Annotated in this window: 25 protein-coding genes; 15 read left to right on the top strand and 10 right to left on the bottom strand. The window is 64.4% G+C overall.

The genetic code is table 11. The annotated features are described in order from the left end of the window. Nucleotides 1–68: 68 nt before the first annotated feature. Together EJ071_RS05210 and EJ071_RS05200 are read left to right on the top strand one after the other, a co-directional pair. Entirely contained in the window at nucleotides 69–848 is a 780-nt protein-coding gene (locus EJ071_RS05210; RefSeq protein WP_126097120.1) for a thioredoxin family protein, read from the top strand. A gap of 707 nt (nucleotides 849–1,555) precedes the next feature. Further along, nucleotides 1,556–1,942, top strand: a complete 387-nt coding sequence (locus tag EJ071_RS05200; RefSeq protein WP_126097119.1) for a DUF2794 domain-containing protein — start codon at nucleotides 1,556–1,558, stop codon at nucleotides 1,940–1,942. Nucleotides 1,943–2,064: 122 nt separating this feature from the next. Here the strand turns inward: EJ071_RS05200 and EJ071_RS05195 are convergent, their stop codons facing one another. The 4 genes from EJ071_RS05195 to EJ071_RS05180 form a co-directional block, all read right to left on the bottom strand. Further along, entirely contained in the window at nucleotides 2,065–2,637 is a 573-nt protein-coding gene (locus EJ071_RS05195) for a GNAT family N-acetyltransferase (protein WP_126097118.1), read from the bottom strand. Between the two features lie 156 nt (nucleotides 2,638–2,793). Continuing rightward, the gene (locus EJ071_RS05190; RefSeq protein ID WP_126097117.1) at nucleotides 2,794–3,534 is read right to left on the bottom strand and encodes a Bax inhibitor-1/YccA family protein; all 741 of its coding nucleotides are present in this window, start codon (nucleotides 3,532–3,534) and stop codon (nucleotides 2,794–2,796) included. Nucleotides 3,535–3,764: 230 nt separating this feature from the next. Continuing rightward, nucleotides 3,765–6,308, bottom strand: coding sequence for an ABC transporter permease (locus EJ071_RS05185; protein ID WP_126097116.1), 2,544 nt, complete (start codon nucleotides 6,306–6,308; stop codon nucleotides 3,765–3,767). Then, nucleotides 6,308–7,006, bottom strand: coding sequence for an ABC transporter ATP-binding protein (locus EJ071_RS05180; RefSeq protein WP_126097115.1), 699 nt, complete (start codon nucleotides 7,004–7,006; stop codon nucleotides 6,308–6,310). Before EJ071_RS05180 ends, EJ071_RS05185 begins: the two co-directional genes overlap by 1 nt. Nucleotides 7,007–7,088: 82 nt before the next feature. Between EJ071_RS05180 and EJ071_RS05175 the strand changes: the two genes are divergently transcribed. Both EJ071_RS05175 and thpR read left to right on the top strand, forming a co-directional pair. Beyond that, nucleotides 7,089–7,730, top strand: coding sequence for an arylesterase (locus EJ071_RS05175; RefSeq protein WP_126097114.1), 642 nt, complete (start codon nucleotides 7,089–7,091; stop codon nucleotides 7,728–7,730). 218 nt (nucleotides 7,731–7,948) lie between these two features. Continuing rightward, entirely contained in the window at nucleotides 7,949–8,545 is a 597-nt protein-coding gene (gene thpR / locus EJ071_RS05170; RefSeq protein ID WP_126097113.1) for an RNA 2',3'-cyclic phosphodiesterase, read from the top strand. Here thpR and EJ071_RS05165 read toward each other — a convergent pair. Further along, nucleotides 8,449–8,967, bottom strand: coding sequence for a low molecular weight protein-tyrosine-phosphatase (locus EJ071_RS05165; RefSeq protein ID WP_126097112.1), 519 nt, complete (start codon nucleotides 8,965–8,967; stop codon nucleotides 8,449–8,451). The genes thpR and EJ071_RS05165 overlap by 97 nt on opposite strands. Nucleotides 8,968–9,016: 49 nt before the next feature. On the opposite strand from EJ071_RS05165, the gene EJ071_RS05160 reads away from it, so the two are divergent. The 3 genes from EJ071_RS05160 (at nucleotide 9,017) to EJ071_RS05150 (ending at nucleotide 10,696) form a co-directional block, all read left to right on the top strand. Next, the gene (locus tag EJ071_RS05160) at nucleotides 9,017–9,310 is read left to right on the top strand and encodes a 4a-hydroxytetrahydrobiopterin dehydratase (RefSeq protein WP_126097111.1); all 294 of its coding nucleotides are present in this window, start codon (nucleotides 9,017–9,019) and stop codon (nucleotides 9,308–9,310) included. A gap of 238 nt (nucleotides 9,311–9,548) precedes the next feature. Next, entirely contained in the window at nucleotides 9,549–9,911 is a 363-nt protein-coding gene (locus tag EJ071_RS05155) for a YkvA family protein (protein WP_126097110.1), read from the top strand. Nucleotides 9,912–10,189: 278 nt separating this feature from the next. Continuing rightward, nucleotides 10,190–10,696 carry an invasion associated locus B family protein gene (locus tag EJ071_RS05150; RefSeq protein WP_126097109.1) on the top strand — a complete coding sequence of 169 codons (507 nt, stop codon included), beginning with the start codon at nucleotides 10,190–10,192 and terminating at the stop codon, nucleotides 10,694–10,696. Between the two features lie 63 nt (nucleotides 10,697–10,759). On the opposite strand, the gene EJ071_RS05145 is transcribed toward EJ071_RS05150, so the two are convergent. Next, on the bottom strand, nucleotides 10,760–12,103 hold the full coding sequence (locus EJ071_RS05145) for a chloride channel protein (protein ID WP_126097108.1): 1,344 nt from the start codon (nucleotides 12,101–12,103) through the stop codon (nucleotides 10,760–10,762). 147 nt (nucleotides 12,104–12,250) lie between these two features. Next, the gene (locus EJ071_RS05140) at nucleotides 12,251–12,550 is read right to left on the bottom strand and encodes a hypothetical protein (protein WP_126097107.1); all 300 of its coding nucleotides are present in this window, start codon (nucleotides 12,548–12,550) and stop codon (nucleotides 12,251–12,253) included. Between the two features lie 486 nt (nucleotides 12,551–13,036). Between EJ071_RS05140 and rlmN the strand changes: the two genes are divergently transcribed. After that, a complete protein-coding gene (gene rlmN, locus EJ071_RS05135; RefSeq protein WP_126097106.1) occupies nucleotides 13,037–14,269 on the top strand; it encodes a 23S rRNA (adenine(2503)-C(2))-methyltransferase RlmN in 1,233 nt (410 codons plus the stop codon). After that, nucleotides 14,266–14,733: a hypothetical protein gene (locus EJ071_RS05130; protein WP_126097105.1), complete on the top strand. Its 468-nt coding sequence runs from the start codon at nucleotides 14,266–14,268 to the stop codon at nucleotides 14,731–14,733. Before rlmN ends, EJ071_RS05130 begins: the two co-directional genes overlap by 4 nt. Before the next feature lie 33 nt (nucleotides 14,734–14,766). Here EJ071_RS05130 and EJ071_RS05125 read toward each other — a convergent pair whose 3' ends face one another. Then, nucleotides 14,767–15,408 (bottom strand): LysE family translocator, encoded by a 642-nt coding sequence (locus EJ071_RS05125; protein ID WP_126097104.1) that lies wholly within the window; start codon nucleotides 15,406–15,408, stop codon nucleotides 14,767–14,769. A gap of 429 nt (nucleotides 15,409–15,837) precedes the next feature. Between EJ071_RS05125 and EJ071_RS05115 the strand changes: the two genes are divergently transcribed. Further along, nucleotides 15,838–17,058 carry an argininosuccinate synthase gene (locus EJ071_RS05115; RefSeq protein ID WP_126097103.1) on the top strand — a complete coding sequence of 407 codons (1,221 nt, stop codon included), beginning with the start codon at nucleotides 15,838–15,840 and terminating at the stop codon, nucleotides 17,056–17,058. Nucleotides 17,059–17,312: 254 nt separating this feature from the next. On the opposite strand, the gene EJ071_RS05110 is transcribed toward EJ071_RS05115, so the two are convergent. Continuing rightward, a complete protein-coding gene (locus EJ071_RS05110; protein ID WP_126102486.1) occupies nucleotides 17,313–18,110 on the bottom strand; it encodes a lytic transglycosylase domain-containing protein in 798 nt (265 codons plus the stop codon). Nucleotides 18,111–18,282: 172 nt separating this feature from the next. On the opposite strand from EJ071_RS05110, the gene EJ071_RS05105 reads away from it, so the two are divergent. Together EJ071_RS05105 and EJ071_RS05100 are read left to right on the top strand one after the other, a co-directional pair. After that, nucleotides 18,283–19,530: an NAD(P)/FAD-dependent oxidoreductase gene (locus tag EJ071_RS05105; protein WP_126097102.1), complete on the top strand. Its 1,248-nt coding sequence runs from the start codon at nucleotides 18,283–18,285 to the stop codon at nucleotides 19,528–19,530. A gap of 173 nt (nucleotides 19,531–19,703) precedes the next feature. Then, nucleotides 19,704–20,309, top strand: coding sequence for a DUF1236 domain-containing protein (locus EJ071_RS05100; RefSeq protein ID WP_126097101.1), 606 nt, complete (start codon nucleotides 19,704–19,706; stop codon nucleotides 20,307–20,309). A gap of 86 nt (nucleotides 20,310–20,395) precedes the next feature. Here the strand turns inward: EJ071_RS05100 and EJ071_RS05095 are convergent, their stop codons facing one another. Continuing rightward, entirely contained in the window at nucleotides 20,396–20,608 is a 213-nt protein-coding gene (locus EJ071_RS05095) for a HigA family addiction module antitoxin (RefSeq protein ID WP_348628134.1), read from the bottom strand. Nucleotides 20,609–21,124: 516 nt separating this feature from the next. Between EJ071_RS05095 and EJ071_RS05090 the strand changes: the two genes are divergently transcribed. The 3 genes from EJ071_RS05090 (at nucleotide 21,125) to ffh (ending at nucleotide 25,108) form a co-directional block, all read left to right on the top strand. Further along, nucleotides 21,125–22,066, top strand: a complete 942-nt coding sequence (locus EJ071_RS05090) for a type II CAAX endopeptidase family protein (protein WP_126097100.1) — start codon at nucleotides 21,125–21,127, stop codon at nucleotides 22,064–22,066. Between the two features lie 67 nt (nucleotides 22,067–22,133). Further along, complete coding sequence (locus EJ071_RS05085; protein WP_126097099.1) at nucleotides 22,134–23,075, top strand: glycosyltransferase; 942 nt, start codon at nucleotides 22,134–22,136, stop codon at nucleotides 23,073–23,075. Between the two features lie 443 nt (nucleotides 23,076–23,518). Continuing rightward, the gene (ffh, locus tag EJ071_RS05080) at nucleotides 23,519–25,108 is read left to right on the top strand and encodes a signal recognition particle protein (protein WP_126097098.1); all 1,590 of its coding nucleotides are present in this window, start codon (nucleotides 23,519–23,521) and stop codon (nucleotides 25,106–25,108) included. Nucleotides 25,109–25,115: the final 7 nt, after the last annotated feature.

The raw sequence follows: 25,115 nt of genomic DNA, 5'->3' as shown, positions 1-25,115 counted from the left end.
TGTCCGTTCTGCCACATATTTTAGCAATCAGAACAAGGCCGGCGTCACCGGCGGGAATTGGAACAGTCATGGCATCTCGAGGACCATTGCGGCTTGCGGCATTTGCGCTGGCCGTTTCGACGTTTGCCGGCGCTTCGCTGGCAAGCGAGCCCGAGAAGCCGCAGGCCGACAAGCCCCAAACCGACAAGCCCTTGGGCGTGGTCGAGCTTTTCACCAGCCAGGGCTGCAGTTCCTGCCCGCCGGCCGATGAATTCTTCGCCGAGCTGGCCGCCAAGGAAAACGTCGTCGCGCTCGCCTACCACGTCAATTACTGGGACTATCTGGGCTGGCAGGACACGCTGAGCAACAAGGAAAACACCGACCGGCAGTATGACTATATGCGCGCCTTCGGCAGCCGCTCCGTGTACACGCCGCAGGCGGTCATCAATGGCCGCAGCCATGTCAATGGCGCCAGCCGCAGGGACGTCGACGGCGCGCTGGCCCGGATGGACAGGGTCGGCGAGGGCATGCGGGTCGGCATCAAGGTGAGCCGCACCAGCGACCGCGTCATGATCGACGCTGGCGACGCCGGCAACGGCCCGAGCGACGCCCATGTGGTGATCGTCTATTTCGATCCGCCGCAGATGGTCAAGATCGGCCAGGGCGAGAACAGCGGCCGCAGCTTGACCTATTGGAACGCCGTCTCCGACATCCAGACCGCCGGCATGTGGCACGGCAAGGCGCAGCGCTACGAATTGCCGATGAGCGAGATCGCCAAGAAGGGCGGCTGCGCGGTGCTGCTGCAGTCCGTCGGCAAGGACGGCATGCCCGGTCCGATCCTCGGCGCCGCCTTTATTCGCAAGCCGTGACAGCTGACCAAGCCGGTGCCGCCGTTTTATAAGCAGCTGCACCTCAGCGCTTACATATCGGAACTTCGTGCTGCCCCTCATCCGCCTGCCGGCACCTTCTCCCCGTATAGTGACGGGGAGAAGGGAGACGGCCGCAACGCTGACGCTTATCCTGCAATGCCTGCGGTCGGCGAAATCATCGATGACGGCGTCTTTCTCCCCGTCACTATACGGGGAGAAATGCCCGGCAGGGCAATGAGGGGCAGCGCTTACAGACGACATTTGCCGCCCCCGCTATGACATCGAACGACCCGTCTGAGCGAGCCACCGCACCTGTCAGGCAGCTCCGCGCCAATAAAAAACCGGCGTCAGCTTGCTTCTGACGCCGGTCATTCAGGTTTTGGGATCGTCGCACCTGATTTTTCCAAGGAAAAACCGAGGTTGGTTCGATCCGACGCTGACCCGTGGGCGGGGGGCTTGGGGTTTACGAGCCGGTGCCGGACCGAACCGTCTCAGGCAACGCGGGTAAACTCGTCGGACATTGGGGCATGAGCGCGGATAATTTATGGCGAGAATGTGGCAGAGCATCACCAATTCCAACACGCGTTTTGCAAACGTGACTGGACCTTTCGGAAACCGCGCAGGCCCCGCTTGGTTAGCCGGCCCTTGCAATTCGGCCGCGAAAGCGCGAACCTTGGCCGGTGCAGATTCAATCGAAGGATCGCGGCATGACTGATCACAGCAGCGGGGCGGAGGATGGGGAAGCATCCGGAATATTGATCCCGCTGCATGAGGCGCGCAGCGCACGCCTCGACCAGCCGGTGCGCTTCGACCGGCGAGAGCTCGACCAGATCCTGAGGCTTTACGGGCGCATGGTGGCGGCCAATGAATGGCGCGATTATGCGATCGATCATCTTACTGATCGCGCTGTCTTTTCTGTCTTCCGCCGGGCCAGCGAGGTGCCGCTGTTCCAGATCGTCAAGGACCCGAAGCTGGCGCGCCGGCAGGGCGCCTTCGCGGTCATCGCCGCCGGTGGGCGCATCCTCAAGCGCGGCCAGGAACTCGGCCGCGTGCTCGGCGTATTCGATCCCAAGCTGAAGCTGGTCGAGGCGTGAAGGGGAATTGAGGAATTGAAGAATTGAAGAACTGAGGAAAAGAGGCGCTAAACGCCTGATATAAAATCATTTTTCCTCAGTTCTTCAATTCTTCAGTTCCTCAATTCCCCTTTCCCATTTCCTCATTTCCCTCCAAGCCTGAACCTCCGCTCCGGCAGCGAATCCGGATCGGGCGGCAGCTCCGCGCCGCCATTGAGCGTCAGCTGCATGAACACCGTGTCCAGCCAGCGCCCATGCTTGTAGCCCGACCCTTCCAGGCGCCCGGAATGGCGGAAGCCGAGCTTCTCGTGCAGCCGCACCGAGGCGCTGTCCGCGTGGCCGTCGCCGATCACCGCGATGATCTGGCGGAAGCCTGCCTTACGTGCCGAATCGATCAGCGCCTGCATCAGCAGGAAGCCCACGCCCTGGCCTTTGGCCTCGGGCGCGACATAGACCGAATCCTCGACGACGAATCGATAGGCGGGGCGCGGCCGGAACGGTCCGGCGTAGGCATAACCCAGTACGATGCCGTCCTTTTCGGCCACGAGATAGGGAAAGCTGCCGGCCGCTAAACCGTCGTATCGATTGCCCATTTCGGCGCGGCTGGGCGGTTCCAGCTCGTAGCTCGCGGTGCCGTGCCTGACCGCGTCGGAATAGATTTCGGTGATTCGGTCGAGGTCGGCTGCGCTGGCCACTCTGATTGCGATATTGCTCATAATTTGTGCAGTTGGTTTTCCTGCCTCAATAACAGCAGAGGAACGCGCAAAAGGAAAGGGCGGCCGTTGGGCCGCCCTTTCCGAAATCTATGGTCCAGCAAGGCAATTCCAGGAAAAGTGCTTAACGGTTTTCCGTCCGGAATTGCGTAGGAGCCTTTAGCGGCGATCGCCCATGAACTGCAGCAGGAACATGAACAGGTTGATGAAGTCGAGATAAAGCCTCAACGCGCCCATGATCGCCTTGCGGCCGGCAACGTCCGCGACGTCACCCTCGAAATACATCTCCTTGATCTTCTGCGTGTCGTAGGCGGTCAGGCCCGCGAACACCAGCACGCCGATCGCCGAGATGGCGAAAGCGAGCGCCGACGACTGCAGGAAGATGTTGATCAGCATCGCAATCAGCAGGCCGATCACGCCCATGATCAGGAACGAGCCGAACGCGGTCAGGTCGCGCCTGGTCGTATAGCCGTAGAGCGACAGCGCGCCGAAGGCGGCGGCGGTGGCGAAGAATGTCTGGGTGATGCTGGTGCCGGTGTAGACGAGGAAGATCGTCGACAGCGACAGGCCGACAAGGCCGGCATAGACCCAGAACGTGGTCTGCGCCGCAGCCACGCTCATCGACTGGATCCTGAACGACAGGAACATCACCGCAGCCAGCGGCGCCAGGATGACGACCCAGCGGAATGCGCTTGCATAGATGAGCTGGCCGAAGGCGGTCAGCTGGCCATCGCCGGTGACGGCGAGTTGGAACGCGCCCCAGGCGGCAAGGCCGGTGATGAGCAGGCCAAGCCCCATCAGGTTGTAGACTTTGATCATATAGGCCCGCAGGCCCTGATCGATATCGACGCGCGCGCCGGGGGCGGCGGACGTCTGGTAATTGCGAATGGGATCAGCCATTGGAAATCCTCTGTTGCTTCTGCCCCGTCCGGTGACAGGCCACTTTAGCCAGGCGCCGCTGGCGGGACTCCAGCATGCCTGCGCAGAAATATGATGGTTCTTGACGTTAAGGACAAGACGGTAACGGGGCGTAACGCTTCGTGAGAAGGCAAAAGGCCGGTTTTTGGCCGTTTCGGCCGGCATTCTTACAAAGATTTAACGAGGTCGAGCCTGCTCCGTCGCTCGCCGGATCAAAGGTTGCGCAGCACCGGCGCCGCCTTGTGGCCGAGCACCCGCCACGTGCCGGCAAGGCCGATGCCGACGGTGACCGCCAGCGACACGAGGATCGTCACGACCGCCACTTGCGGCATGAAGTGCGACGGCAGCGTCATGATATGGGCGACGACGAACCATGCCGCGATGCCGCCCGCGGCAAGCGCGAACAGCGCTGTCGCAAGGCCGATCAGCACATATTCCACCGAGAAGGCGGCGATCAGCGTTTTCCGAGTCGCGCCGAGCGTCTTCAGCACCACCGCATCGTGGATGCGGGCCCGGTTGCCGGCGGCCAAAGCGCCGGAGAGCACCAGCACCGAGGCGATCAGCGCCACGCCCGCGGCGGCGCGGATCGCCGTGCCCAGCTGGGCGACCAGCCGGTTGACGATGTCGAGCGCGTCCTTGACCCTGACCGTCGTCACCGCCGGAAAGGCGCGGGTGACCGCGTTGAGCAGCCGTGCGTCGTCGGCCGTGGTGGCTCCCCTGTCGGTCAGCGTCGCCAGCCAGCCATGCGGCGCGCCCGCAAAAGTGTTGGGCGAGAACACCATGACGAAGTTGATGCCCATGGTTTCCCACTCGACCTGGCGGAAATTGGCGATCCTTGCCGTCACATTGCGGCCGAGCACGTTGACGGTGACGGTGTCGCCGAGCTTCAGCCCGATCGCCTTGCCTTCCTCGGCCGAGAACGACACCAGCGGCTCGCCGGCATAATCCTGCGGCCACCATGTGCCCTCGGTCAGCGTCGCGTTCTCCGGCTGCTTGGCGTCATAGGTCAGGCCGCGGTCGCCGCGCAGCACCCAGGCGCCGTCGGCGGGTATCTTCACCTTGTCGACGCCGACGCCGTTGAGCGCCATGATCCGGCCGCGCAGCATCGGCACCTTGACCAGCGCTCCCCGAGGCGCCTCTTTCCCGACCAGGGCGGCGAAGGCGTCGACATCGCTGCTCTGGATGTCGACGAAGAAGAAATTCGGCGCCCGCTCCGGCAGGCTGCCGGATATCTGGCGCCTGAGATTGCCGTCGATCAGCGCCAGCGTCGCCAGCAGCGTCAGGCCGAGCCCGAGCGACAACACGACCGAAGGCGTCAGCGCGCCGGGCCGATGGATATTGCCGAGCGCGAGCCGAAGCGACACGAAACGCACACGCGGGCTTCGCCGGGCCGCCCATTGCACCAGCGCCGCAACCAGCCGCAGCACCAGGAAGGCAAAGACCGTCGCGCCGACGAAGATCGAGGCGATGCGCTGATCGTCGGCCGAAAGGATGGCGAGCCCCGCCAGCGCCAGCACGATCGCGAAAGCAGCGCCGGCATAGGGCAGGCGCGGCAGGCCGCGGCTTTCAAAACCCATCTCGCGAAACAGCGCCGTCGCCGGCACGTCGCGGGCGCGCCCGAGCGGCAGCAGCGCGAAAGCCAGCGTCACCAGCAGGCCGAACAGCGCAGCCATGGCGAGAGCGCCGGGATAGAAGCCGCCTTCCGCCGGCACCGGGATTACCGACTGCAGAAGCGCGCTCGCCACGAACGGCATCGCGGCGCCCAGGATCAGGCCGAGCACGATGCCGAGGCCGGCAATCAAAAGGATCTGCACCAGATAGACCGTGAAGACGAAACCGCCCGAGGCGCCGAGGCTCTTGAAGGTGGCGATGACGCCGCGCTTGCCGTCGAGATAGGCGCGCACCGCGTTCGCCACGCCGACGCCGCCGACCACCAGCGCCGTCAGCCCGACCAGCGTCAGGAATTGCGAGAAACGCTGGATATTGGAGGAAAGCGCGGGTGCTGCATTGCTGCGCGTGCGGATCGACCAGCCGGCCTGTGGAAACTCCTTCGCGGCTTGAGCCTGGATTTCCTTGATCCGCGCCTCGCCGGCGCCGTCGGGCAGCCGGACTTTGTAGGCGTTCTCGACCAGGCTGCCGGGCTGAACCAGTCCGGACGCGGCAAGCCCATCGTCCGAGATCATCAGCCGCGGCGCGAAGCCGAAGCCGTCCGAGATCGCGTCGGGCTCGTTGACCAGCCTGGCCCTCAGCTCGAAGGTGGCGCCGCCGAGCTTCAGCCGGTCGCCGAGATGCAGATTGAGCCGGTCGAACAAAAGGTCGGGCGCGGTGGCGCCGAAGACTCTCGCTTTCTCGCCGAACAGCTCCTTCCTGGGCAGCGGCGGATCGGTCTCCAGGAAGCCATAGAGCGGATAGGCGCCGTCGACCGCTTTGGCTTCGACCAATGCCTGGTCCGAACCGTCCTCGAGCCGCGCCATCGAGCGCATGCCGGAATTCAGCGAGACCGTGCCGAGGCTCTTGATGAAGCCGAGCTCGGCTTCGGAAGCGCTACGCTGGTTGATCTGGAAGCGCAAATCGCCGCCGAGCAGCGTCTGGCCCTGGTTGGCGACGCCGGCGGTGATCGCCTGCGCCACCGAATTGACGCCGCCGATCGCCGCGACGCCGAGCGCGATACAGCCGAGGAAGATGATGAAGCCCGAAAGGCCGCCGCGCATCTCGCGCAGCGAGAAGCGGATGGCGAGCTTCAATGTCCTGGGCATCAGGCCGGCACCTTCACCGGCCTCGGCGCGTCCTCGATGCGTCCCGAACGCATCGACACCTGGCGCGCGCAGCGGGCCGCGAGCGCCGGATCATGCGTGACCAGCACCAGCGTCATGCCGCGCTCGGCCGCCTTGGCGAAGAGCAGGTCGGCGATCTGCTTTCCCGTTGCCTGGTCGAGGTTGCCGGTCGGCTCGTCGGCAATAAGGATGCGCGGCGACGGCGCCAGCGCCCTGGCGATCGCCACGCGCTGCTGCTCGCCGCCGGAAAGTTCGCCGGGGTAGTGCGTCACACGGTCGCTCAGGCCGACGGCTCCCAATTCCCGCGCGGCCACCCCGAACGGATCGGCGTGGCCGGCGAGCTCCAGCGGCACCGCGACATTTTCGAGCGCGGTCATGTTGGGGATGAGGTGGAAGGACTGGAAGACGATGCCGATGTTTCGCCCCCGAAACGAAGCAATCTGATCCTCGCTTTTGCCGTTGAGCAATTCGCCGGCGATTCGCACTGTGCCGGAATCGACCCTTTCCAACCCTGCCAGGACCATCAGCAAAGTGGACTTGCCGGAGCCCGACGGGCCGACGATGCCGGTGGCCTCGCCGCTAGACACATCGAGGCTGACGCCCTTCAGCACATGGACGGAGGAAGCGCCCTCGCCAAGCGTCAGCGAGACATCCCTCAATGCGATGACGGCTTCTGTCACAATGAAAGCGTCCTATATGGTGGAAAAAGGAGACGAGAACGCCTCCTCCCAGGGATTGTTCCGGTCATATGGGGCTCGCCGCATGGCTTTCAAACATACACTTGCTGCAGCCCTCATCCTTTTCCTCGGCGTTTGCGGCGCCATTTCGTCGGCGCGGGCCGAGACCTTCAATATCGTCGGCTTCGGTGACAGCCTGACGGCAGGCTTCGGCCTCGGCCCAGGCCAGGGCTTCACCGACAGGTTGCAGGCGGCGCTGAAAGCGAAGGGCCATGACGTTGCCGTCGCCAATGCCGGCGTGTCGGGCGACACCACGAGCGGCGGGCTGGCGCGGCTCGACTGGTCGGTGCCGGACGGCACCCGGCTCGTCATCGTCGAACTCGGCGCCAATGACATGCTGCGCGGCGTTTCGCCCGACATCGCCGAAAGGAACCTCGACGCGATGCTGGCGAAGCTGAGAGAGCGCAAGATCGCCGTGCTTCTTGCCGGCATGCGCGCCGCGCCTAACCTCGGCGCCGGCTACCAGAAGAGCTTCGATGCAATTTATCCAAGGCTTGCCATGAAATACGATGTTCCGCTCTATCCGTTCTTTCTCGACGGCGTCGCCGGCCACCCCGGCCTGCAGCTCGAGGACGGCCTGCATCCCAATCCCAAGGGCGTCGATGCGATCGTCGAGCGCATCCTACCCTCCGTCGAGAAGGCCATCGCCGCGGACGGCGGCGCCTAAAGCATGTCTTTCGAAAGTGGGACCGGCTTCGGGAGACATGCGTAAAATCAAGACCTAAAGCGCATGGAGCGAATCTGAAAGATCGCGACGCGCTTAGTGAGGCTTGGGCGCAACGGTTTCCGTTGGGGAAACCTTGTGGACAACAAACCGCTTGCCCCGCGCGGATATCGATGATTCGCTAGGGGTGAGAGTTTCGATTCGAGGACAGGAGGCTTTTCATGCCACGTCTTTTCACCGCCCTCGAAATTCCGCGTGACGCCGCTCTTTCGCTGTCCCTGCTCCGGGGCGGCCTTCCCGGAGCCCGTTGGATCGACGTCGAAAACTACCATTTGACGCTGCGCTTCATCGGCGATGTCGAAGGCCATGTCGCCGATGACATCGCCAACGCGCTCGACCGGATCAACCGGCCCTCCTTCCCCTTGACGCTCTCCGGCGTCGGCGCTTTCGGCGGCAAGAAGCCGCATGCGGTATGGGCCGGCGTGTCCGCCTCGCCGGACCTGGTGGCGCTGCAGGGCGAGATCGACCGCATCTGCCAGCGGCTCGGCCTGCCCGCCGATCCGCGCAAGTTCTCGCCGCATGTGACGCTTGCCCGCCTGCGCAATGCGAGCCCGCTCGACGTCGCGCAATATCTTTCGGCGCGCGGCAACTTTTCCGCGTTGCCCTTCCGCGTCGGCCGCTTCGTCTTGATGTCGTCGCGCGATTCGGTCGGCGGCGGCCCTTATATCGTCGAGGAAGCCTGGCCGCTTTCGAGCGTTGACGCGCGCTCGTTGAGCCGGGTCGCCAGCGCTTCCGACGCCTCGCGGATCATGCGGTAGACCGAAGCGAAGGCTTGCTGGTCCTCATAATAGGGGTCCGGCACATCGCGCTGGTTGCCGCTGGCAAACTCCAGGAAGAGATGGATGCGATCGCGCGCGGCCTGCGGCGCCAGCGCCTTGAGGTCGCGCACATTCGAACGGTCCATGCCGAGGATCAGGTCGAAGCGCGCGAAATCCTCCGGCGCTATCCTGCGCGCCCGCTGTCCGGAAATGTCGATGCCATGGCGTATGGCGATCGCGATCGAACGCGGATCGGGAGCGGAGCCGACCTCCCACCCGCTGGTGGCGGCGGAATCAAGCACAATGTCATGACCCGTTCCGCGTTCGGCCAGAACAGCGCGCAAAACACCTTCGGCCAGCGGCGAGCGACAGATATTGCCGAGACAAACGAACAGAATGGACTTTATGGGCTTTGCGCTCATCGATCCGGCGCTATGGTTGGTTCAATTTCGAATAGCACAGGAACCCGACATGACCAGGGAAAAACTCAGCAAGGAAGCGATCGCGGCAGCGCTCGCCGAACTCGAAGGCTGGTCGCTGGCCGCCGACGGCGCCTCCATCAAGCGCAGCTTCGGCTTCAAGAACTTCTCCGAGGCCTTCGCCTTCATGACCCGCGTTGCGCTGGCCGCAGAGAAGATGGACCACCATCCCGACTGGTCGAACGTCTACAAGACCGTCGACGTCACGCTGAACACGCATGACGCCGGTGGGATCACGGCGCTCGACATCGAGCTGGCCAAGCGGATGAACCGGTATTTCGGGTAGGGCTGGGGAAGCGGCCTCGCCTCGTCTTCCCAGGGCGAAAGCGGGAATGAAGACCCTGAGGCGCCGCGTTCCGTCACACCCCCCTCTGTCCTGCCAGCGGTTGCCAATCGTGCGGCTGCACCGAACAATTCGATTTTCCAGTCCACTACCACCCGAACTCTTGCAGCGCGATGTCCCTTTAACCACATTTTCCGCGGCGGGCCGGCACGCAAGGACGCTCGCGGCCAAGGAGAGATTGATGGCGCAGGAATCCGGTTTTGATTTCTTCGGCTTCGGCGACAAGCTCGCCGGCGAAGGCGAAGTGCGCGAGAAATTCTGGCGCACCGCCAAGAAGGCCGCCCGGCAGATCCCGTTCATGGACGAGGTGGTCGCCGCCTATTATTGCGCCATGGACAAGGACACGCCGCTGCGCGCCAAGGGCATCCTGGTCGCCGCGCTCGGCTATTTCGTGCTGCCGGTGGATTTCATCCCCGACTTCGTCCTCGGTCTCGGCTTCACCGACGACCTTGCCGTGCTGACCGCCGCGATCACCGCCGTCAGCGCCCACATCACCCCCGCGCACCGGCAGGCCGCCAGGGATGCGCTTGCCGACAAGCGTTGACCCTGGGGGTTGACCCTGGCTGACATTTCGGCACAACGCGGCCGCGAAACCACCCGCGCGAAAAGACAAACTCTTGCCGCTTTCGTGGCCTCCAAGTTCGCGCCGGGACATTGTGATCGCCGCTTTTCCAGCGGCGGCGCGACTGGTGGCGGTTTCCTGGGGTGAGCTCCTTTTCTTGAGGAAAATTCACCGTTTGGTAACCCTGATTAAATCAAAATGAAGCGACGGCAGGACGCCACGCGGCCCGCCTCCGCACCATATGGAATACGGGAAGAACGATGCGCGGATTGATTGCTACAGTTTCCAGCCTGGTCATGGTGGCCGCCTTCGCCGCGCCGGCGCTGGCGCAGCAGGCGACCAAGATCGGCCAGCACAATGCCTGGGGCACCTACAGCTATCAGGCGGCGGGCGGCAAGGTCTGCTATGTGCTCACCGTGCCGACCGACAAGCAGCCGCCGTCGCTCGATCACGGCGATATGTTCTTCTTCGTCAGCCAGCGCCCGGGGCAGCAGGTCTCCTACGAGCCGCAGTTCATCGCCGGCTACAATTTCCAGGAAGGCTCCAAGGCCACCGTCACCATCGACAAGAAGTCGTTCTCGATGTTCACCCGCGGCAAGTCCGCCTGGGTCGAGAACGCCGCCGAAGAGCCGGTGCTGATCGCCGCCATGAAGACCGGCACCGACATGAAGGTGCAGGCGAAGTCCGGCCGCGGCAACCCGACATCCTATGTCTTCTCGCTGAAGGGCATCTCGGCCGCGCTGGCCTCGATCGCCAAGTGCAAATAGGCAAACAGCAAAGCACCACCCGAGTATGACGCAAAGCCGGACCGCGCGTTCGGCTTTTGTCTTTCAGCCTTGCTGCTCCTCCGCCCTGCGCCGCCTGATCGCCTCGGCGATGAACACGCGCGACAACGCGTGATAGAGCGGCTCGTTGGAGATCAGCCGCGCTGTGCCGTAGCCCAGCACCGCCGCGCACATCAGCGCGATGACATTGTCGTGATTGCCGGTCATTTCGAGGATGATGACGAAGGCCGTCATCGGCGCCTGCACGACACCGGCGAAATAGCCGGCCATGCCGAGCAGCGCGGCGAGGCCCGTGGCAGTGCCGAACACAAGCCCGAGCGTGCTGCCGAGACCGGCGCCCACCGCCAGCGACGGCGCGAAGATGCCGCCCGGAATACCCGAGATCATCGACAGCACCCCGGCCGCGAATTTTTCGAGGAAGAAAAACGCCGGCAGCGGCGCGCCTTCGACGGCGCCGCGGGCCTCAGTGTAGCCGGTGCCGAAGGTAAGGCCGCCCGAGGCAAGACCGATCACGGCCACCGCCAGGCCGCAGATGCCTGCCACGAGCAGCGCGCGCCACAGTGGCTGCAGCGCGTTCCAGCGCCGGATGCGCCGCGTGATCTTCAGCGCCAGCAGCGAGAACAGCGCGCCGAAGCCGCCGCCGATGACGCCGCAGGCGATCACCAGCGGCCAGTCGGTGGCGAAGGCCACCGTATCTCTGGCGACGCCGAAATAGGTGTAGTTGCCGAGCAGCCCCAACGATGCAAGCCCGGCCAGGATCACTGCCGTCAGCACCAGCCCGTTGGTGCGCGATTCATAGGCGCGGCCCATCTCCTCGATGGCGAAGACGATGCCGGCAAGCGGCGTGTTGAAGGCAGCGGCGATGCCGGCCGCCGAGCCGGCCAGGATCAGGCCGCGCGCCTGCGCCATGCCGCCCCAGCGCGCCGCCTGGAGCATCAGCGAGGCGCCGACCTGCACCGTCGGACCCTCGCGGCCGATCGAGGCGCCGCAGGCGAGGCCGATGACGGTAAGCGCGATCTTGCCTGCCGCCAGGGGCAGCGAAAGCAGATGCCCGCGATCCTCGTCGTCGCGCAGGTGGCGCGCGGCGATCGCCTGCGGAATGCCGCTGCCTTGCGATCCCGGAAAGAAGGAATGGGCCAGCCAGGCGCAGACGACGAAGCCGAGCGGCGTCATGATCAGCGGCAGATAGAAACGCCAGCCGCTGCCGCCGCCGGTGACGATATGGAACAGCGCCTGCGCCCGGTCGGCCAGCATGGCGAACAGCACGCTGATCAATCCGATCGAGACGGCGCCGGCCCAGAAGACGAGCCGCGGTTGCCAGACGCGGCGCGAGGCCCACATCGCCTGCGAACGCCGCAGCATCGGGTATTTTCTCGATATGCCGGCCATGCCCGCCCTCGTGATCGAAGCTCCAGCCCTATCATAGGCACAGGGTCGATCAAGGCTTCGAGGCCAAGCCCGCGATCACGGGAGCGTTCACGATTCTCCCGCCGGCTTGTCCGCCGGCGGGAATGTCAGACGAGACCGGGTCGAGCCTCACATCGCCATTTTTTCACATTCGGCCTGGGCCTTCTTGGTCGACGTATCGATCATGTAGGTTTTGCCCTTGGCATCCGTCATCATCATCATGCAATGCTTGATCGGCTTCGCCGTCTTCATCATTTCGGCGCTCGTCTTCGCGTCGGGCATCATGGTGCCCATGTGACCGTCGGGCATGATTGCCGTCACTTGCCCACCCTTCATCATTGTCATCGTGCCCATCGTATCCTCGGCAAATGCCTGCGAGGCGCCAAGACCGACGACGCTTGCAATGACAACAAGCTTGATCGAATGCATTCCGCGTACTCCCATTTTGCAAGGGCACAATTGCCCCTTTCAGATTTCGCCGCAGGGTGGCGAAGCGTTACGCCAACACGACTATGTGATCGGACCGAAGACGGCCTGCAGGTCAGCGGCCATCGTCGAAGGGCGGATACTCAAGAGTAAGGTCGTTGCCGATCGGCGCCTCTCCTTATCCCTTGTGGGGTGAGAAGCGGTCCGCTTTAGCGGACGAAAAGCCAACTGCTTGGCTTTTCGAGCTTCGAACGCCCTGAGCCCCCGAAGGGCCGGGTGGTGGCCGAGTGAAGCTCGGTCGGATGAGGGGTGCTCCAGCGGAGTGAGACGCTGGCGTTTCCTGGAACACCCCTCAACCGTCTCGGCGCTGCGCGCCGGGGAGAAGGAAAGCCCCGCCCCATGACTCCGGCCTCGAGCTGTGCTATGCGCCGCGCTTCATTTCGGGCACGATGGTGAAATCGGCCGCAAACCGCTTATATTGGCGCAACCATGACCCTTTCATTCGATCTGACTGCCGAGGGCGCACGCGACGCCTTGCGCGCCCGCGCCGCGGCCGAAAAGCCGTCGCTGATCGGCCTGACCCGCGCCGAACTCGGCGCGGCGCTGGTTGCCGCCGGCATCGTGCCGGAGCGCCAGGCCAAGATGCGCGCGCAGCAGCTCTGGCACTGGATGTATGTGCGCGGCGTTTCCGACTTCGCCCATATGTTCAACATCTCCAAGGATCTGCGCGCCGAGCTCGACAAGCATTTCACCGTCGCGCGGCCCGAGATCGTCGAGGAGCAGATTTCTTCCGACGGCACGCGCAAATGGCTGTTCCGCTTTCCGCCGCGCGGCGCCGGCCGCCCGGTCGAGATCGAGACCGTCTACATCCCCGAGGAAGGCCGCGGCACGCTCTGCATCTCCTCGCAGGTCGGCTGCACGCTGACCTGCTCCTTCTGCCACACCGGCACGCAGAAGCTGGTGCGCAACCTGACGACGGAAGAAATCCTGGCGCAGCTGCTGACCGCGCGCGACCGTCTCGGCGATTTCCCCGACCGCGACACGCCGGACGGCGCCATCGTGCCGGCCGAGGGCAGAAAAGTCTCCAACATCGTCATGATGGGCATGGGCGAGCCGCTCTACAACTTCGAGGCGGTGAAGAAGGCGCTGCTGATCGCTTCCGACGGCGACGGGCTGTCCCTATCGAAGCGGCGCATCACGCTCTCGACCTCGGGTGTCGTGCCTGAGATCGCCCGCACCGGCGAGGAGATCGGCGTCATGCTGGCGATCTCGCTGCACGCCACCAATGACGACCTGCGCGACCTTCTGGTGCCGATCAACAAGAAGTTCCCGCTGAAGGAATTGATCGCCGCCTGCCGCGCCTATCCAGGCCTGTCGAATGCCCGCCGCATCACCTTCGAATATGTGATGCTGAAGGACGTCAACGATTCGCTCGAGGACGCCAAGGCGCTGGTGAAGCTGCTCAAGGGCATCCCGGCCAAGATCAACCTGATCCCGTTCAACCCTTGGCCCGGCACCAACTACCAGTGCTCGGATTGGGAGACGATCGAGAAGTTCGCCGACTACATAAACAATGCCGGCTATGCCTCGCCGATCCGCACCCCGCGCGGCCGCGACATCCTCGCCGCCTGCGGCCAGCTCAAGTCGGAATCGGAACGTATGCGCAAGGTGGACCGGCTGGCGCTCGAGGCCATGATGATCGCGGGGCACGGCGAGGCGTGAGGCGTATCATCGCCTATCTCGTCCGCTTCGCCGCTATCCTGGTCGGCTATGCAATCGCCTCGCTGGCGGCAAGCGCCTTCCTCAATGTCCTGTTCCTGGCGCATCTCGGCTATACGCCGGCCAATCCGGAGCCGGCGGCGACCGCCTCGCTCTATTTCTCGGTGCCTTTCATTGCGCTGTTCGTCGCCTATTTCGGCTTCATGCCGGCGGCGGCCGTCATCCTGATCGCCGAAGTGCTCGGCCGGCGCGACTGGCTGTTCTATGCGCTGGGCGGTGCCGTCATCGCCGTCGTCTTCCTCGGCTTCGCGCATAACGTCAGCGATGGCGATTTCGATGTCACCGACAACAATGTGAGGCTCGCGCTGATCGGCAGCGGCATGGTCGGCGGCATCTTCTACTGGCTCTTCGCCGGCCGCTGGGCCGGCGCCTGGCGCCGCGAGCCGTTGCCCGATCCGGAATCCTGAGTTCAGCGCAGGCCAAGCACCGAGGGCTGCATTCTACTTCGCCTGCGCCGTCAGGATCTTGAGCGCGAAGGCCGAGAACACGCCGCCGAACAGATAGTCGACCATCCGCGTGACGCGCGGACTGGCCCTCATCGCCCCCGAAAACTTCTCCGCCGCCAGCACCATCGGCGCCGTCACCGGGATAGACAGCACGATGAACATGACGCCGAGGAAGAACAGCTTTCCGGGCGCGTTGGGATCGTGCGCGGAGACGAATTGCGGCAGAAACGTCATGAAGAACAGGATGATCTTCGGATTGAGCAGATTGACGCCGAGCCCTGCTGCCCAGCTGCGGAACAGCGAGATCCGCGGTCCGCTCTTCTTCTCCGGCGAGAAGGCCGAGCCTTTCGTCACCGCCTGCCAGGCCAGGAACACCAGATAGCCGGCGCCGAAGATCTTGAGCGCGAAGAAGGCCATCGGCGAAGCCACGATCAGCGCCGAGACGCCGACCACCACCAGCGTGGTGTGGATCAGCGTGCCGCACAGCGCCCCGGCCATCGAGGCGAAGCCGGTGGCGCGGCCCTGGCTCAGCGTCCGCGACACGAACAGCGTCATGTCCGGCCCTGGCGTGATCGCCAGGATGAAGGTCGCGATGGCGAACTGGATCAGCGTCGTGTTGTCGGGAATGAAGGACATGGGGAGGTCCGGTGCCGAGGTGGTCTGTCAGTCTATAACGCAGCCATCCCAGTCGCGCCAGCGATCGGCCGGCGTCAGTTCTGATCCAGCACCTACACCAGCAAGCGCCGGCGCAATCCCTTCAGATATCGTCAACGTTTGCGCCGCCCCTCATCCGCCTGCCGGCACCTTCTCCCCGTATAGTGACGGGGAGAAGGTGGCTGGCCGCAACGCTACTGCCTTCTTGCGACGCTTGAGATTGGCGAAATCATCGGCGACAGCGCCCCTCTCCCCGTCACTATACGGGGAGAGGATGCCGGCAGGCAGGTGAGGGGCAGCGCCGGCGCCCGGAAGGAATTCTAATCCTGAGGCATTGCCTTCTTCTCTTGCGCCGCCCGGAAACCCCGTGATACTCGCCCGCGAACCTCTTTACCCGCGGAACCGCCAAAAATGTCCAAGACCAAAGACGTGAAGAAAGTCGTGCTCGCCTATTCCGGCGGCCTCGACACCTCCATCATCCTGAAATGGCTGCAGACCGAGCTCGGCGCCGAGGTCGTCACCTTCACCGCCGACCTCGGCCAGGGCGGCGAACTGGAGCCGGCGCGCCGCAAGGCCGAGATGATGGGCATCAAGGACATCCGCATCGTCGACGTGCGCGAGGAGTTCGTCGCCGATTTCGTCTTCCCGATGTTCCGCGCCAATGCCGTCTATGAAGGCACCTATCTGCTCGGCACCTCGATCGCCCGCCCGTTGATCTCCAAGCACCTGGTCGAGATCGCAAAAGAGACCGGCGCCGACGCGATCGCGCATGGCGCTACCGGCAAGGGCAACGACCAGGTCCGCTTCGAGCTCTCCGCCTATGCGCTGAACCCCGACATCAAGGTCATCGCGCCGTGGCGCGACTGGTCGTTCAAATCGCGCACCGACCTGATCAACTTCGCCGAGCAGCACCAGATCCCGGTGCCGAAGGACAAGCGCGGCGACGCGCCCTTCTCGGTCGACGCCAACCTTCTGCACTCCTCCTCCGAGGGCAAGGTGCTGGAGGATCCGTGGAGCGAGCCGCCGGAATTCGTTCACCAGCGCACCGTTTCGCCGATGGACGCGCCCGACGCCGTCACCGAGATCGAGATCGAGTTCCTGAAGGGCGATCCCGTAGCGCTCAACGGCAAGAAGCTGTCGCCGGCCACCATGCTGGCGGCGCTCAACGACCTCGGCCGCGACAACGGCATCGGTCGCCTCGACCTGGTCGAGAACCGTTTCGTCGGCATGAAGTCCCGCGGCGTCTATGAAACCCCAGGCGGCACCATCCTGATTGCCGCCCACCGCGCGATCGAGTCGATCACGCTCGACCGTGGCGCGGCGCATCTCAAGGACGAGTTCATGCCGCGCTATGCCGAGCTCATCTACAACGGCTTCTGGTTCTCGCCCGAGCGCGTGATGCTGCAGGCGATGATCGACAAGAGCCAGGACGACGTCGAAGGCACGGTGCGGCTCAAGCTCTACAAGGGCAACGTCATCGTCACCGGCCGCAAGTCGAAGAAGACGCTTTATTCGGACGCTCTCGTCACCTTCGAGGATGACCGCGGCGCTTACGATCAGAAGGACGCCGAAGGCTTCATCCGCCTCAACGGGCTCAGGCTGCGGACGCTTGCGGCGAGGAATCGCCGGTGAAGCTGCCGATCTCCCTCCTTGCGGGGGAGATGTCGCCGAAGACGACAGAGGGGTCGCCGCGCGTGGAGCACCAGCGTCGTCTCTCGTCGCGAAAGGCGTTGGCGTTCTATGCGAGGCGACCCCCTCTGGCCTGCCGGCCACCTCCCCCTCAAGGGGGGAGATTACCGCTTCTCGGCCTTCGCCAACTTCCTGTGTAAGAAGCAAAAACCCGGCGTCTCCGCCGGGTTTTGTCTAGCGAAGTCAGCAATTTCCATTCAATTGCCGTCGATCGCCTCGGCGATGCGGGCGATGGCCTGCTGATAGACGCTCGCGGAATTCCAACCGGCGATGGCGCCCATGTTCGCCTCGTAACCCGCGCCGGCCTGCCAGCCATGGCCCTTGAGGAAGTTGGCGGTGGAGGCGAGCGCCGTGTTTCTGTCGCGCAGGTTTCCGCTGCCGACGCCGTACTTCAAGACGTTGCCGGGCAGGAACTGCGTGTGGCCGATCTCGCCATGCATGGCGCCGACCGAGGAGGCGCTCAAGGCTCCGCGATCGACCAGCTTCAGGGCTGCGATGGCATGGGGGGTGAAATAGTCCGGACGGCGGCAATCATAGGCAAGCGTCAAAATGGCCGAGACCGTGTTCTGGTTGCCCATGGAAGCGCCGAAGCCGGTCTCCATGCCCCAGATGGCGAGCAGCACGCCCGGCGGCACGCCGTAGGTCTGCTCGATCCTGTCGAACATCGCCGCGTTCGACTTCTTCAAAGCCCGGCCCTTGGAGATAATTGCTGCCCCGCCCCGGCGCTTCATGAACGCTTCCACCGAGCCGCTGAACGCCTTGTGGATGGCGCGGTCGGCAGCGATCGTCCGTGTTGCGTAAGTCGCGCCGGCCAGCGCGGACAGACCCTTCTGGCCGACTCCGTTGGCCCTGGCCTCCGCGGCGAACTCCTGCTTCCATGCATCAAAGCCAGCGCCGTTCTTGCCACAGCTGCCTGCCGCCTGTGCGCCCGTCGCCATCCCAAGTGCCGCCACAGCGGCGGCCACGAAAATCCTTCCCTTGGCAAAAAATGCCATACTGTCTCTCCTGGTTGCCTGAATCACGTCCCGGTTGCAAATCTGCCAGTGAAACGCCCGATTGTCACCGCCCACACGGGGCTTGCACGGCGCTCGACGCTGGCGAATGCCGGGGAATTTGCCTACGATCAAGCATTTATTATGGCGACGGCATTTATTGTGGGGGGTCTTTATGGAAGACGTTGATGTTGTGATCATCGGCGCCGGCTCCGCAGGGCTTTCCGCGGCCAAGACGCTGCGGGCTGCCGGGCTTTCCTTTACACTTCTGGAGGCGATGAGCCGCATCGGCGGCCGCGCCTGGACCAGCGACCGGCATTTCGGCGTGCCCTTCGACATCGGCTGCGCCTGGCTGCACGCCGCCGACCGCAATCCCTATTTCGCCGAAGCGCGGGCTGCCGGATGGACGCTGCACCACCACGACATGAATGTCGACCATCTCTACTATCGCGACCGCAAGGCGAGCGAGGAAGAGGAACTCGAGATGAAGGCCGCCGATGCGCGGCTGTTCGAACTGCTGGCCGCGCATCAAGTCCGGGACGGTGACGACGACCGGCTGTCGGCGCTGCTCGCCAAGGGTCATGCGCCGCGCGCCGCCGCCACTTTTGCCGGCCCGATGGATTTCGGCGCCGACGAGGACGAGATTTCGATCCGCGATTTCCAGGCCGCCGCCGACCTCGATCCGAACTATTTCAGCAAGGAAGGACTCGGCGCGCTGGTCGCGCATTTCGGCGCCGACGTGCCGGTCGAGCTGTCGACGCCGGTCCGCAAGATCCTCTGGGACGTGCCCGGTGTCGCCTGCGTCACCGATCGCGGCACCGTCCGCGCCAAGGCGGTCATCGTCACCGCTTCGCCGGCGGTGCTCGCCTTCGAGGAGATCGAGTTCTCGCCGGCGCTGCCGGATGCACATTTCGGCGCCTTCTTCGACCTGCCCATGGGCATGCTCACCAAGCTGCCGGTGGAGATCAAGGGCACGCGGCTCGGCCTGGAGCCATTCGACGACCTTTTGATCGAGCGAATGGCCAGGCACGACATCTATTTCCTATGCTTTCCCTTCGACCTCGACCTGATGGTGGGGTTTGTCGGCGGCGACTTCGCCTGGGAGATGTCGGCGGCCGGCGAGGCGGCGGGCGTCGACTTCGTCGTCGACCGATTGTGCGGCATCTTCGGCAGCGATGTCAGAAAACATATCGGCCGCGCCATGATGACCGATTGGGGCGCGGAGCGCTTCGTGCGCGGCGCCTACGCGGCAGCCCGACCCGGCCGTTCCGAAGCGCGCGCCGCGCTGATGCAGCCGGTGGCGGAAAAAATCTTCTTCGCCGGCGAGCATGTCGCCGGACCGCTCATCCAGACCTGCGGCGGCGCGAGGTTGTCGGGCGAAAGCGTGGCGAGCCAAGTCATTGCCCAGCTCGCGCCGAAATAGTCCCGGAATGCCGAGAAATGACAGGCACAAACCAGTGCTCTTCACGGTCTTTTGACCGGCCCGCCGAAAGGACATGGAACAATTCGTGAGCGGGCAATAAGCGCTTTAGCCGGAACGCATAAGGCCTTGTTTCGTTTTCGAGCCCGAGGGAGCGTTGAAAACGGAGAAAAGCCATGAAAAGCGTATTGTTTCCGGCGCTTGCCGGTGCGCTGCTCGCCATGTCGGGTGCGGCCCTTGCCGATACGCCCGTCTCGGCGGTGACGGATCTGAACGTCCGCGCCGGCCCTGGCCCGCAATATCCGGTGATCGGCGTGCTGGCGGCCGGCCAGTCGGCGACGCTCAGAGGCTGCATCGCAAACAGCAAATGGTGCACCATCGCCGAAGCCGGCGGCAACGGCTGGGTCTATTCCGACTATGTGACGGGCGACTTCGGCGGCAGCCGGGTCGTTGTGACGCGCCGGCCGGCTGAAGCCGACATTGCCGTCGTGGCGCCACCCACCGACGACGTCTACAGCACCGACACCTATACCGGCGCCATCGTTTCCGGCGACGACGTCATCGAGCCGATCGCCAGGCCGCCGGCCGAGGTGGGCACCTACATCACCACGCATCGGGTAGACCCGGTCTATCTCGAGGGCGAAGTGGTGACGGGGGCTACCCTGCCCGACACGGTCGAGCTGCGCGAGATCCCGGACTACAACTACCGCTACGTCTACGTGAACAACCAGCCGGCGCTGGTCGATCCTGGCACGCGCCGCATCGTCTATGTGATGCGCTGATCCAGGCGCTGATTGCGCAACGCGGCCGCCGGCGTCGGCGGTCGCTTTTCGTTTGGCGGCCGCCCAATTGCCGCCCCGCAGGCAATTCAAGCAGCTTGCATCTGCTCTATCGACGCGATTTCGGCCTTCTTTGCCTCGCCTTCCACCGCGAGGTCGTAGCTGGCCTGCATGTTCATCCAGAACCGGGGCGTCGTGCCGAAGAACTTGGCAAGGCGCAGCGCCGTGTCTGGTGTTACTGGGGTGGTTTCGGTCACCAGGCGCTCGATACGCGTGCGGGGGACATGCAGCTTCTTGGCCAAAGTATATGGTTTTCAATCCAAGCGGGATCAGATACTCCTCGCGAAGGATCTCGCCCGGGTGGATAGGCAGGAAGATGTTGGCAGCCATCTTCATTTCCTTTCTGGTTGGGGCACACGCCCCGACTTCGTCATTTCAGGGCGAAGCAGGAGCGAAGCTCCGTCGCGGAGACCCTGGAATCCATGCCGTTACTTCAGCCGGAGAGCGCATCGGAGCAGAATTCCGAACCGCAGCAGCGCTCGGGTGTCACGGCATGGATCCTATGGTCTGCGCCGCGTCGCTTCGCTCCTTGCTCCGCCATAGGATGACGATCGCGACGGGCGTTCTGGCTAGTCCCTCGACTGTGGAATCTGCGCCGTATTGTTCCGTGGTACAACTTCAACGTTCTTTACAGCCGTAGCGGTCCAATCCCGCCGTGAGGTCTACAGACGGATTGCGCGCAAAGCGCCGATCCCCTAGATCATGCGACCCTTGAGCAAATTCGGGGAATTGCTCTAATCGCCCGGCAGGGGACCCGCGTGATCATCGACAGTACCGCCTTCGAGCGCTACCGCCGCTCGCCGAACGAAAAGACCACCTTGCTGCGCCTGCTGCTCGGAACGGCAATCGTCATTGCCTTCTGGATGGCTATGACGGCTCTCGTGCTTTTTGCCGGCACCTACGCCTACATCGTCTGGCGTCTGCCCGGTCCCTCGACCGGCCGGTACATGCAGGATTTCCTGGCATCGCCGTTCGGCATCCTCACCGCGCTGACGTCGTTTGCCGGCATCTGGATCGGCCTCTGGCTGGCGATGCGCTTGGTGCATGGCGAGCCGCTCTCGGCGCTGATCGGCACCAGCCGCCGCATCTCGCCCGGCGGTTTCCTCAAAGGCCTGGTCGCGGTTCTGATCACCTCGTTGTTCTCCGAGGTCCTGCTCTATTGGCTGCAGCCGGAAGTCGCCCGCGGATCGATCGCGTTCTCGTCCTGGCTGCTCTTCCTTGTCCCGATAATGCTCCTCGCCTTTCTGCAGACCTCCTCGGAGGAGGCCCTGTTCCGCGGCTATCTGCTGCGCGGCCTCGCCAGCAGATTCGGTAGCCCGCTGATTTGGGCGGCGCTGCCGGGGCTGCTGTTCACCGCGCTGCATTGGAGCTCGGCCTCGACGCTTGCCATCAATGCCTGCGTGCTGGTCTCGATCGCCACCTTCGCGCTGCTGCTCACGCTGTTGGTCTACGCGACCGGCAATCTGGGCGCCGCCTTCGGCGCCCATCTCGGCAACAACCTGACCGGCTTCCTGCTGATCTCGCATCAAGAAAGCTACAATTCCTTCGCCCTGTTCAACGCCAAGCCGCTCGAAGGCGCCGGCTGGACGAATTGGGACGCCGTTCTCATCGCCGCGATCGGCATCGCAAGCACCCTGCTGACGATGCTCCTGCTTTTGCACCGCCGCTCGCCGCTGAAGGTCGGGCCGGACCGACCATGATCCCAAAAAGTGGAAACCGGCTCTTGGACGGGATCATGCTCAAGCAGAAAGCCGAAAGGCTAGCCTGATGCGCATCACGCTGGTGGCGGAACGCACCATCCCTTGCAAAGGTTATGGCGGCACCGAGCGCCTGGTCGACTGGCTGGCTCAAGAGTTTTCGCGCCGCGGCCACCAGGTCGTCCTGATCGCCGGCCGCGGCTCGAGCCATCCACTTTGCGAAGTGCGGCAGGCATCTTCGGCCGCCGAATGCCGTGCCGCGATTCCGGCCGACACCGACATCGTGCACTTCAATGGCTGGTACACTGAGACGCCGCGCCCGGCGCTCTATACGATGCACGGCTTTGCCCCGGAATTCCCGAAAAACGGGCAGAACTGGAACTTCGTCAGCGCCAGCCATGCGCGCAATCACGGCCGAGAAACCTTCGTCTACAACGGCTTTCCGCTCGACGCCTATCGCCTGTCCGCCACCAAGACGAGCCGGCTTTTGTTTCTGGCCGGCATCGCGCGCGCCGGCAAGAATCTCAACCGGGCCGTCGATCTCGCCAGGTCCTTCGATTTCCAGCTCGACATCGCCGGCGGCTCGCGCTGGCAACTCCTGCAGCGCACGAAGGTCCGCCGCCAGGGTGTCTTCTTCAAGAGCTTGGGGCCCCGCTTCCGCTACCACGGCACCGTCGACGGCGATAAGAAGCTGCGCCTGCTCGGCGAGGCCAAGGCCTTCCTCAACCCGATCGCCTGGGAAGAGCCGTTCGGCATGGCGCCGGTCGAAGCGATGCTGTGCGGCACGCCGGTGCTGACGACGCCGCGCGGCGCGCTGCCGGAAATCATCGACGATGCCACCGGACGCCTCTTCGACACCGATGCCGAGTTCGCGCAGGCCTTCGCCGACATAGCCGTGCTTTCGCCCGAACGGTGCCGCGAATCCGCCGCGGACCGGTTTCCCATCGCCAGGACCGCGCAAGGATATCTCGAGCTTTACAGGCGCATCCTCGACGGGGAGGCGCTGGCTTGAACTTGCTGCTGACGGCGGCCAACTGTTGAAGTCGGCGCCGCCCCTCATCCGCCTGCCGGCACCTTCTCCCCGTGAAAAACGGGGAGAAGGAACATACTCCAGCGCTGGCGACCCCCTCTCCCCGTTCTTCACGGGGAGAGGGTAAGGGTGAGGGGCAGCGCCAACTTCAAGCGATTACGCAAGGCACCTTATCACTCGGTACCTTGACTCTTCGGCCGATTTCCTGTCTAGACGCGCACGAATTCCGCGACGAGTACACTTTCGCGAAAGCCGACCAGGACGCCGACGCCTCTTTGAGGCAGGTGCCGTAAACCGATCCTGGAGGCCAACACCCGGCAGCGCGATGCGCCCCCGGGTGCTTTTTGGCTTTGCGCTTTTGCTTGGCGACCCGGCGCGAACGCACTACCTCTCGGGCATCCAGGTGCCAGAGAAAAGGAAGAAGAATGTTTGAATCCCTTCAGGAGCGCCTTGGCTCCATCCTCAACGGCCTGACCGGCCGCGGCGCGCTGTCCGAGGCGGATGTCTCGGCGGCGCTGCGCGAGGTGCGCCGGGCGCTGCTCGAGGCGGACGTCGCGCTGGAGGTGGTGCGTTCCTTCACCGACAAGGTGCGCGAGAAGGCTGTCGGCGCGGCGGTGCTGAAGTCGATCAAGCCCGGCCAGATGGTCGTCAAGATCGTCCATGACGAGCTGGTCGACATGTTGGGCGCCGAGGGCGTCGCCGTCGACCTCAATGCGCCGGCGCCCGTCGTCGTCATGATGGTCGGCCTGCAGGGCTCCGGCAAGACGACGACCTCGGCCAAGATCGCCAAGCGCCTGACCGAGCGCCAGAACAAGAAGGTCCTGATGGCCTCGCTCGACACGCGGCGTCCGGCCGCGCAGGAGCAGTTGCGCCAGCTCGGCGAGCAGGTAAAGGTCGCCACCCTGCCGATCATCGCCGGCCAGAGCCCGGTCGACATCGCCAAGCGCGCCGTGCAGGCGGCCAGGCTCGGCGGCCATGACGTCGTCATCCTCGACACCGCCGGCCGCACCCATATCGACGAGCCGCTGATGGTCGAGATGGCCGACATCAAGAAGGTGTCGTCGCCGCATGAGATCCTGCTGGTCGCCGATTCGCTCACCGGCCAGGACGCCGTGAACCTGGCAAAAAGCTTCGACGAGCGCGTCGGCATCACCGGCCTAGTACTGACCCGCATGGACGGCGACGGCCGCGGCGGCGCCGCGCTTTCGATGCGCGCCGTCACCGGCAAGCCGATCAAGCTGATCGGCACCGGCGAAAAGATGGACGGGCTGGAGGAATTCCACCCCAAGCGCATCGCCGACCGCATTCTCGGCATGGGCGACATCGTCAGCCTGGTCGAGAAAGCCGCCGAAACCATCGACGCCGAGCAGGCGGCGGCGATGGCCAGGAAGATGCAGTCGGGCAAGTTCGACCTGAACGACCTTGCCGCGCAGCTTCAGCAGATGTCGAAGATGGGTGGCATGGGCGGCATCATGGGCATGATGCCCGGCATGGGCAAGATGAAGGACCAGTTGGCCGCAGCCGGCTTCGACGACAAGATGTTCCGCCGCCAGCTCGCCATCATCTCCTCGATGACCAAGGCGGAGCGGGCGAATCCCGACCTTCTGAAACACTCGCGCAAGAAGCGCATCGCCGCCGGCTCCGGCACGGACGCGGCCGAGATCAACAAGCTCCTGAAGATGCATCGCGGCATGGCCGACATGATGAAGGCAATGGGCGGCAAGGGCAAAGGCGGCGGCCTGATGCGCGGCATGATGGGCGGCCTTGCCTCGAAAATGGGCCTTGGCGGCATGATGCCCGGCGGCATGCCCGATCTGTCGAAGATGGATCCCAAGCAACTCGAGGCGCTGCAGAAACAGGCACAGGCTGCCGGTCTCGGCAAAGGCTTGCCTGGCGGGTTGCCCGCCGGACTTCCCGGTGGCGGCAGTTTGCCGGGCCTGCCCGGCGGCATGAAGCTGCCGGGACTTCCCGGCCTCGGCGGCGGTGGGCTGCCTGGTCTTGGGAAAAAGAAGTGAGGGGGCG

This window comes from Mesorhizobium sp. M1B.F.Ca.ET.045.04.1.1, assembly GCF_003952465.1.
Classification (GTDB): Bacteria; Pseudomonadota; Alphaproteobacteria; order Rhizobiales; family Rhizobiaceae; genus Mesorhizobium; species Mesorhizobium shonense.
Note: the sequence above shows the minus strand (reverse complement) of the source record. Positions and strands in the feature narration are given on the sequence as shown.

Bases quoted from the DNA above. Each gene is read 5' to 3' on its own strand.
- EJ071_RS05160 (WP_126097111.1), top strand. From the start codon at position 9,017: ATGACCAGGGAAAAACTCAGCAAGGAAGCGATCGCGGCAGCGCTCGCC.
- EJ071_RS05125 (WP_126097104.1), bottom strand. From the start codon at position 15,408: ATGTCCTTCATTCCCGACAACACGACGCTGATCCAGTTCGCCATCGCG.
- ffh (WP_126097098.1), top strand. From the start codon at position 23,519: ATGTTTGAATCCCTTCAGGAGCGCCTTGGCTCCATCCTCAACGGCCTG.
- EJ071_RS05155 (WP_126097110.1), top strand. From the start codon at position 9,549: ATGGCGCAGGAATCCGGTTTTGATTTCTTCGGCTTCGGCGACAAGCTC.
- EJ071_RS05185 (WP_126097116.1), bottom strand. From the start codon at position 6,308: ATGCCCAGGACATTGAAGCTCGCCATCCGCTTCTCGCTGCGCGAGATG.
- EJ071_RS05150 (WP_126097109.1), top strand. From the start codon at position 10,190: ATGCGCGGATTGATTGCTACAGTTTCCAGCCTGGTCATGGTGGCCGCC.
- EJ071_RS05105 (WP_126097102.1), top strand. From the start codon at position 18,283: ATGGAAGACGTTGATGTTGTGATCATCGGCGCCGGCTCCGCAGGGCTT.
- EJ071_RS05165 (WP_126097112.1), bottom strand. From the start codon at position 8,967: ATGAGCGCAAAGCCCATAAAGTCCATTCTGTTCGTTTGTCTCGGCAAT.
- EJ071_RS05140 (WP_126097107.1), bottom strand. From the start codon at position 12,550: ATGCATTCGATCAAGCTTGTTGTCATTGCAAGCGTCGTCGGTCTTGGC.
- EJ071_RS05195 (WP_126097118.1), bottom strand. From the start codon at position 2,637: ATGAGCAATATCGCAATCAGAGTGGCCAGCGCAGCCGACCTCGACCGA.
- EJ071_RS05200 (WP_126097119.1), top strand. From the start codon at position 1,556: ATGACTGATCACAGCAGCGGGGCGGAGGATGGGGAAGCATCCGGAATA.
- EJ071_RS05110 (WP_126102486.1), bottom strand. From the start codon at position 18,110: ATGGCATTTTTTGCCAAGGGAAGGATTTTCGTGGCCGCCGCTGTGGCG.
- EJ071_RS05175 (WP_126097114.1), top strand. From the start codon at position 7,089: ATGGCTTTCAAACATACACTTGCTGCAGCCCTCATCCTTTTCCTCGGC.
- EJ071_RS05085 (WP_126097099.1), top strand. From the start codon at position 22,134: ATGCGCATCACGCTGGTGGCGGAACGCACCATCCCTTGCAAAGGTTAT.
- EJ071_RS05145 (WP_126097108.1), bottom strand. From the start codon at position 12,103: ATGGCCGGCATATCGAGAAAATACCCGATGCTGCGGCGTTCGCAGGCG.
- EJ071_RS05100 (WP_126097101.1), top strand. From the start codon at position 19,704: ATGAAAAGCGTATTGTTTCCGGCGCTTGCCGGTGCGCTGCTCGCCATG.
- EJ071_RS05210 (WP_126097120.1), top strand. From the start codon at position 69: ATGGCATCTCGAGGACCATTGCGGCTTGCGGCATTTGCGCTGGCCGTT.
- EJ071_RS05115 (WP_126097103.1), top strand. From the start codon at position 15,838: ATGTCCAAGACCAAAGACGTGAAGAAAGTCGTGCTCGCCTATTCCGGC.
- EJ071_RS05190 (WP_126097117.1), bottom strand. From the start codon at position 3,534: ATGGCTGATCCCATTCGCAATTACCAGACGTCCGCCGCCCCCGGCGCG.
- thpR (WP_126097113.1), top strand. From the start codon at position 7,949: ATGCCACGTCTTTTCACCGCCCTCGAAATTCCGCGTGACGCCGCTCTT.
- rlmN (WP_126097106.1), top strand. From the start codon at position 13,037: ATGACCCTTTCATTCGATCTGACTGCCGAGGGCGCACGCGACGCCTTG.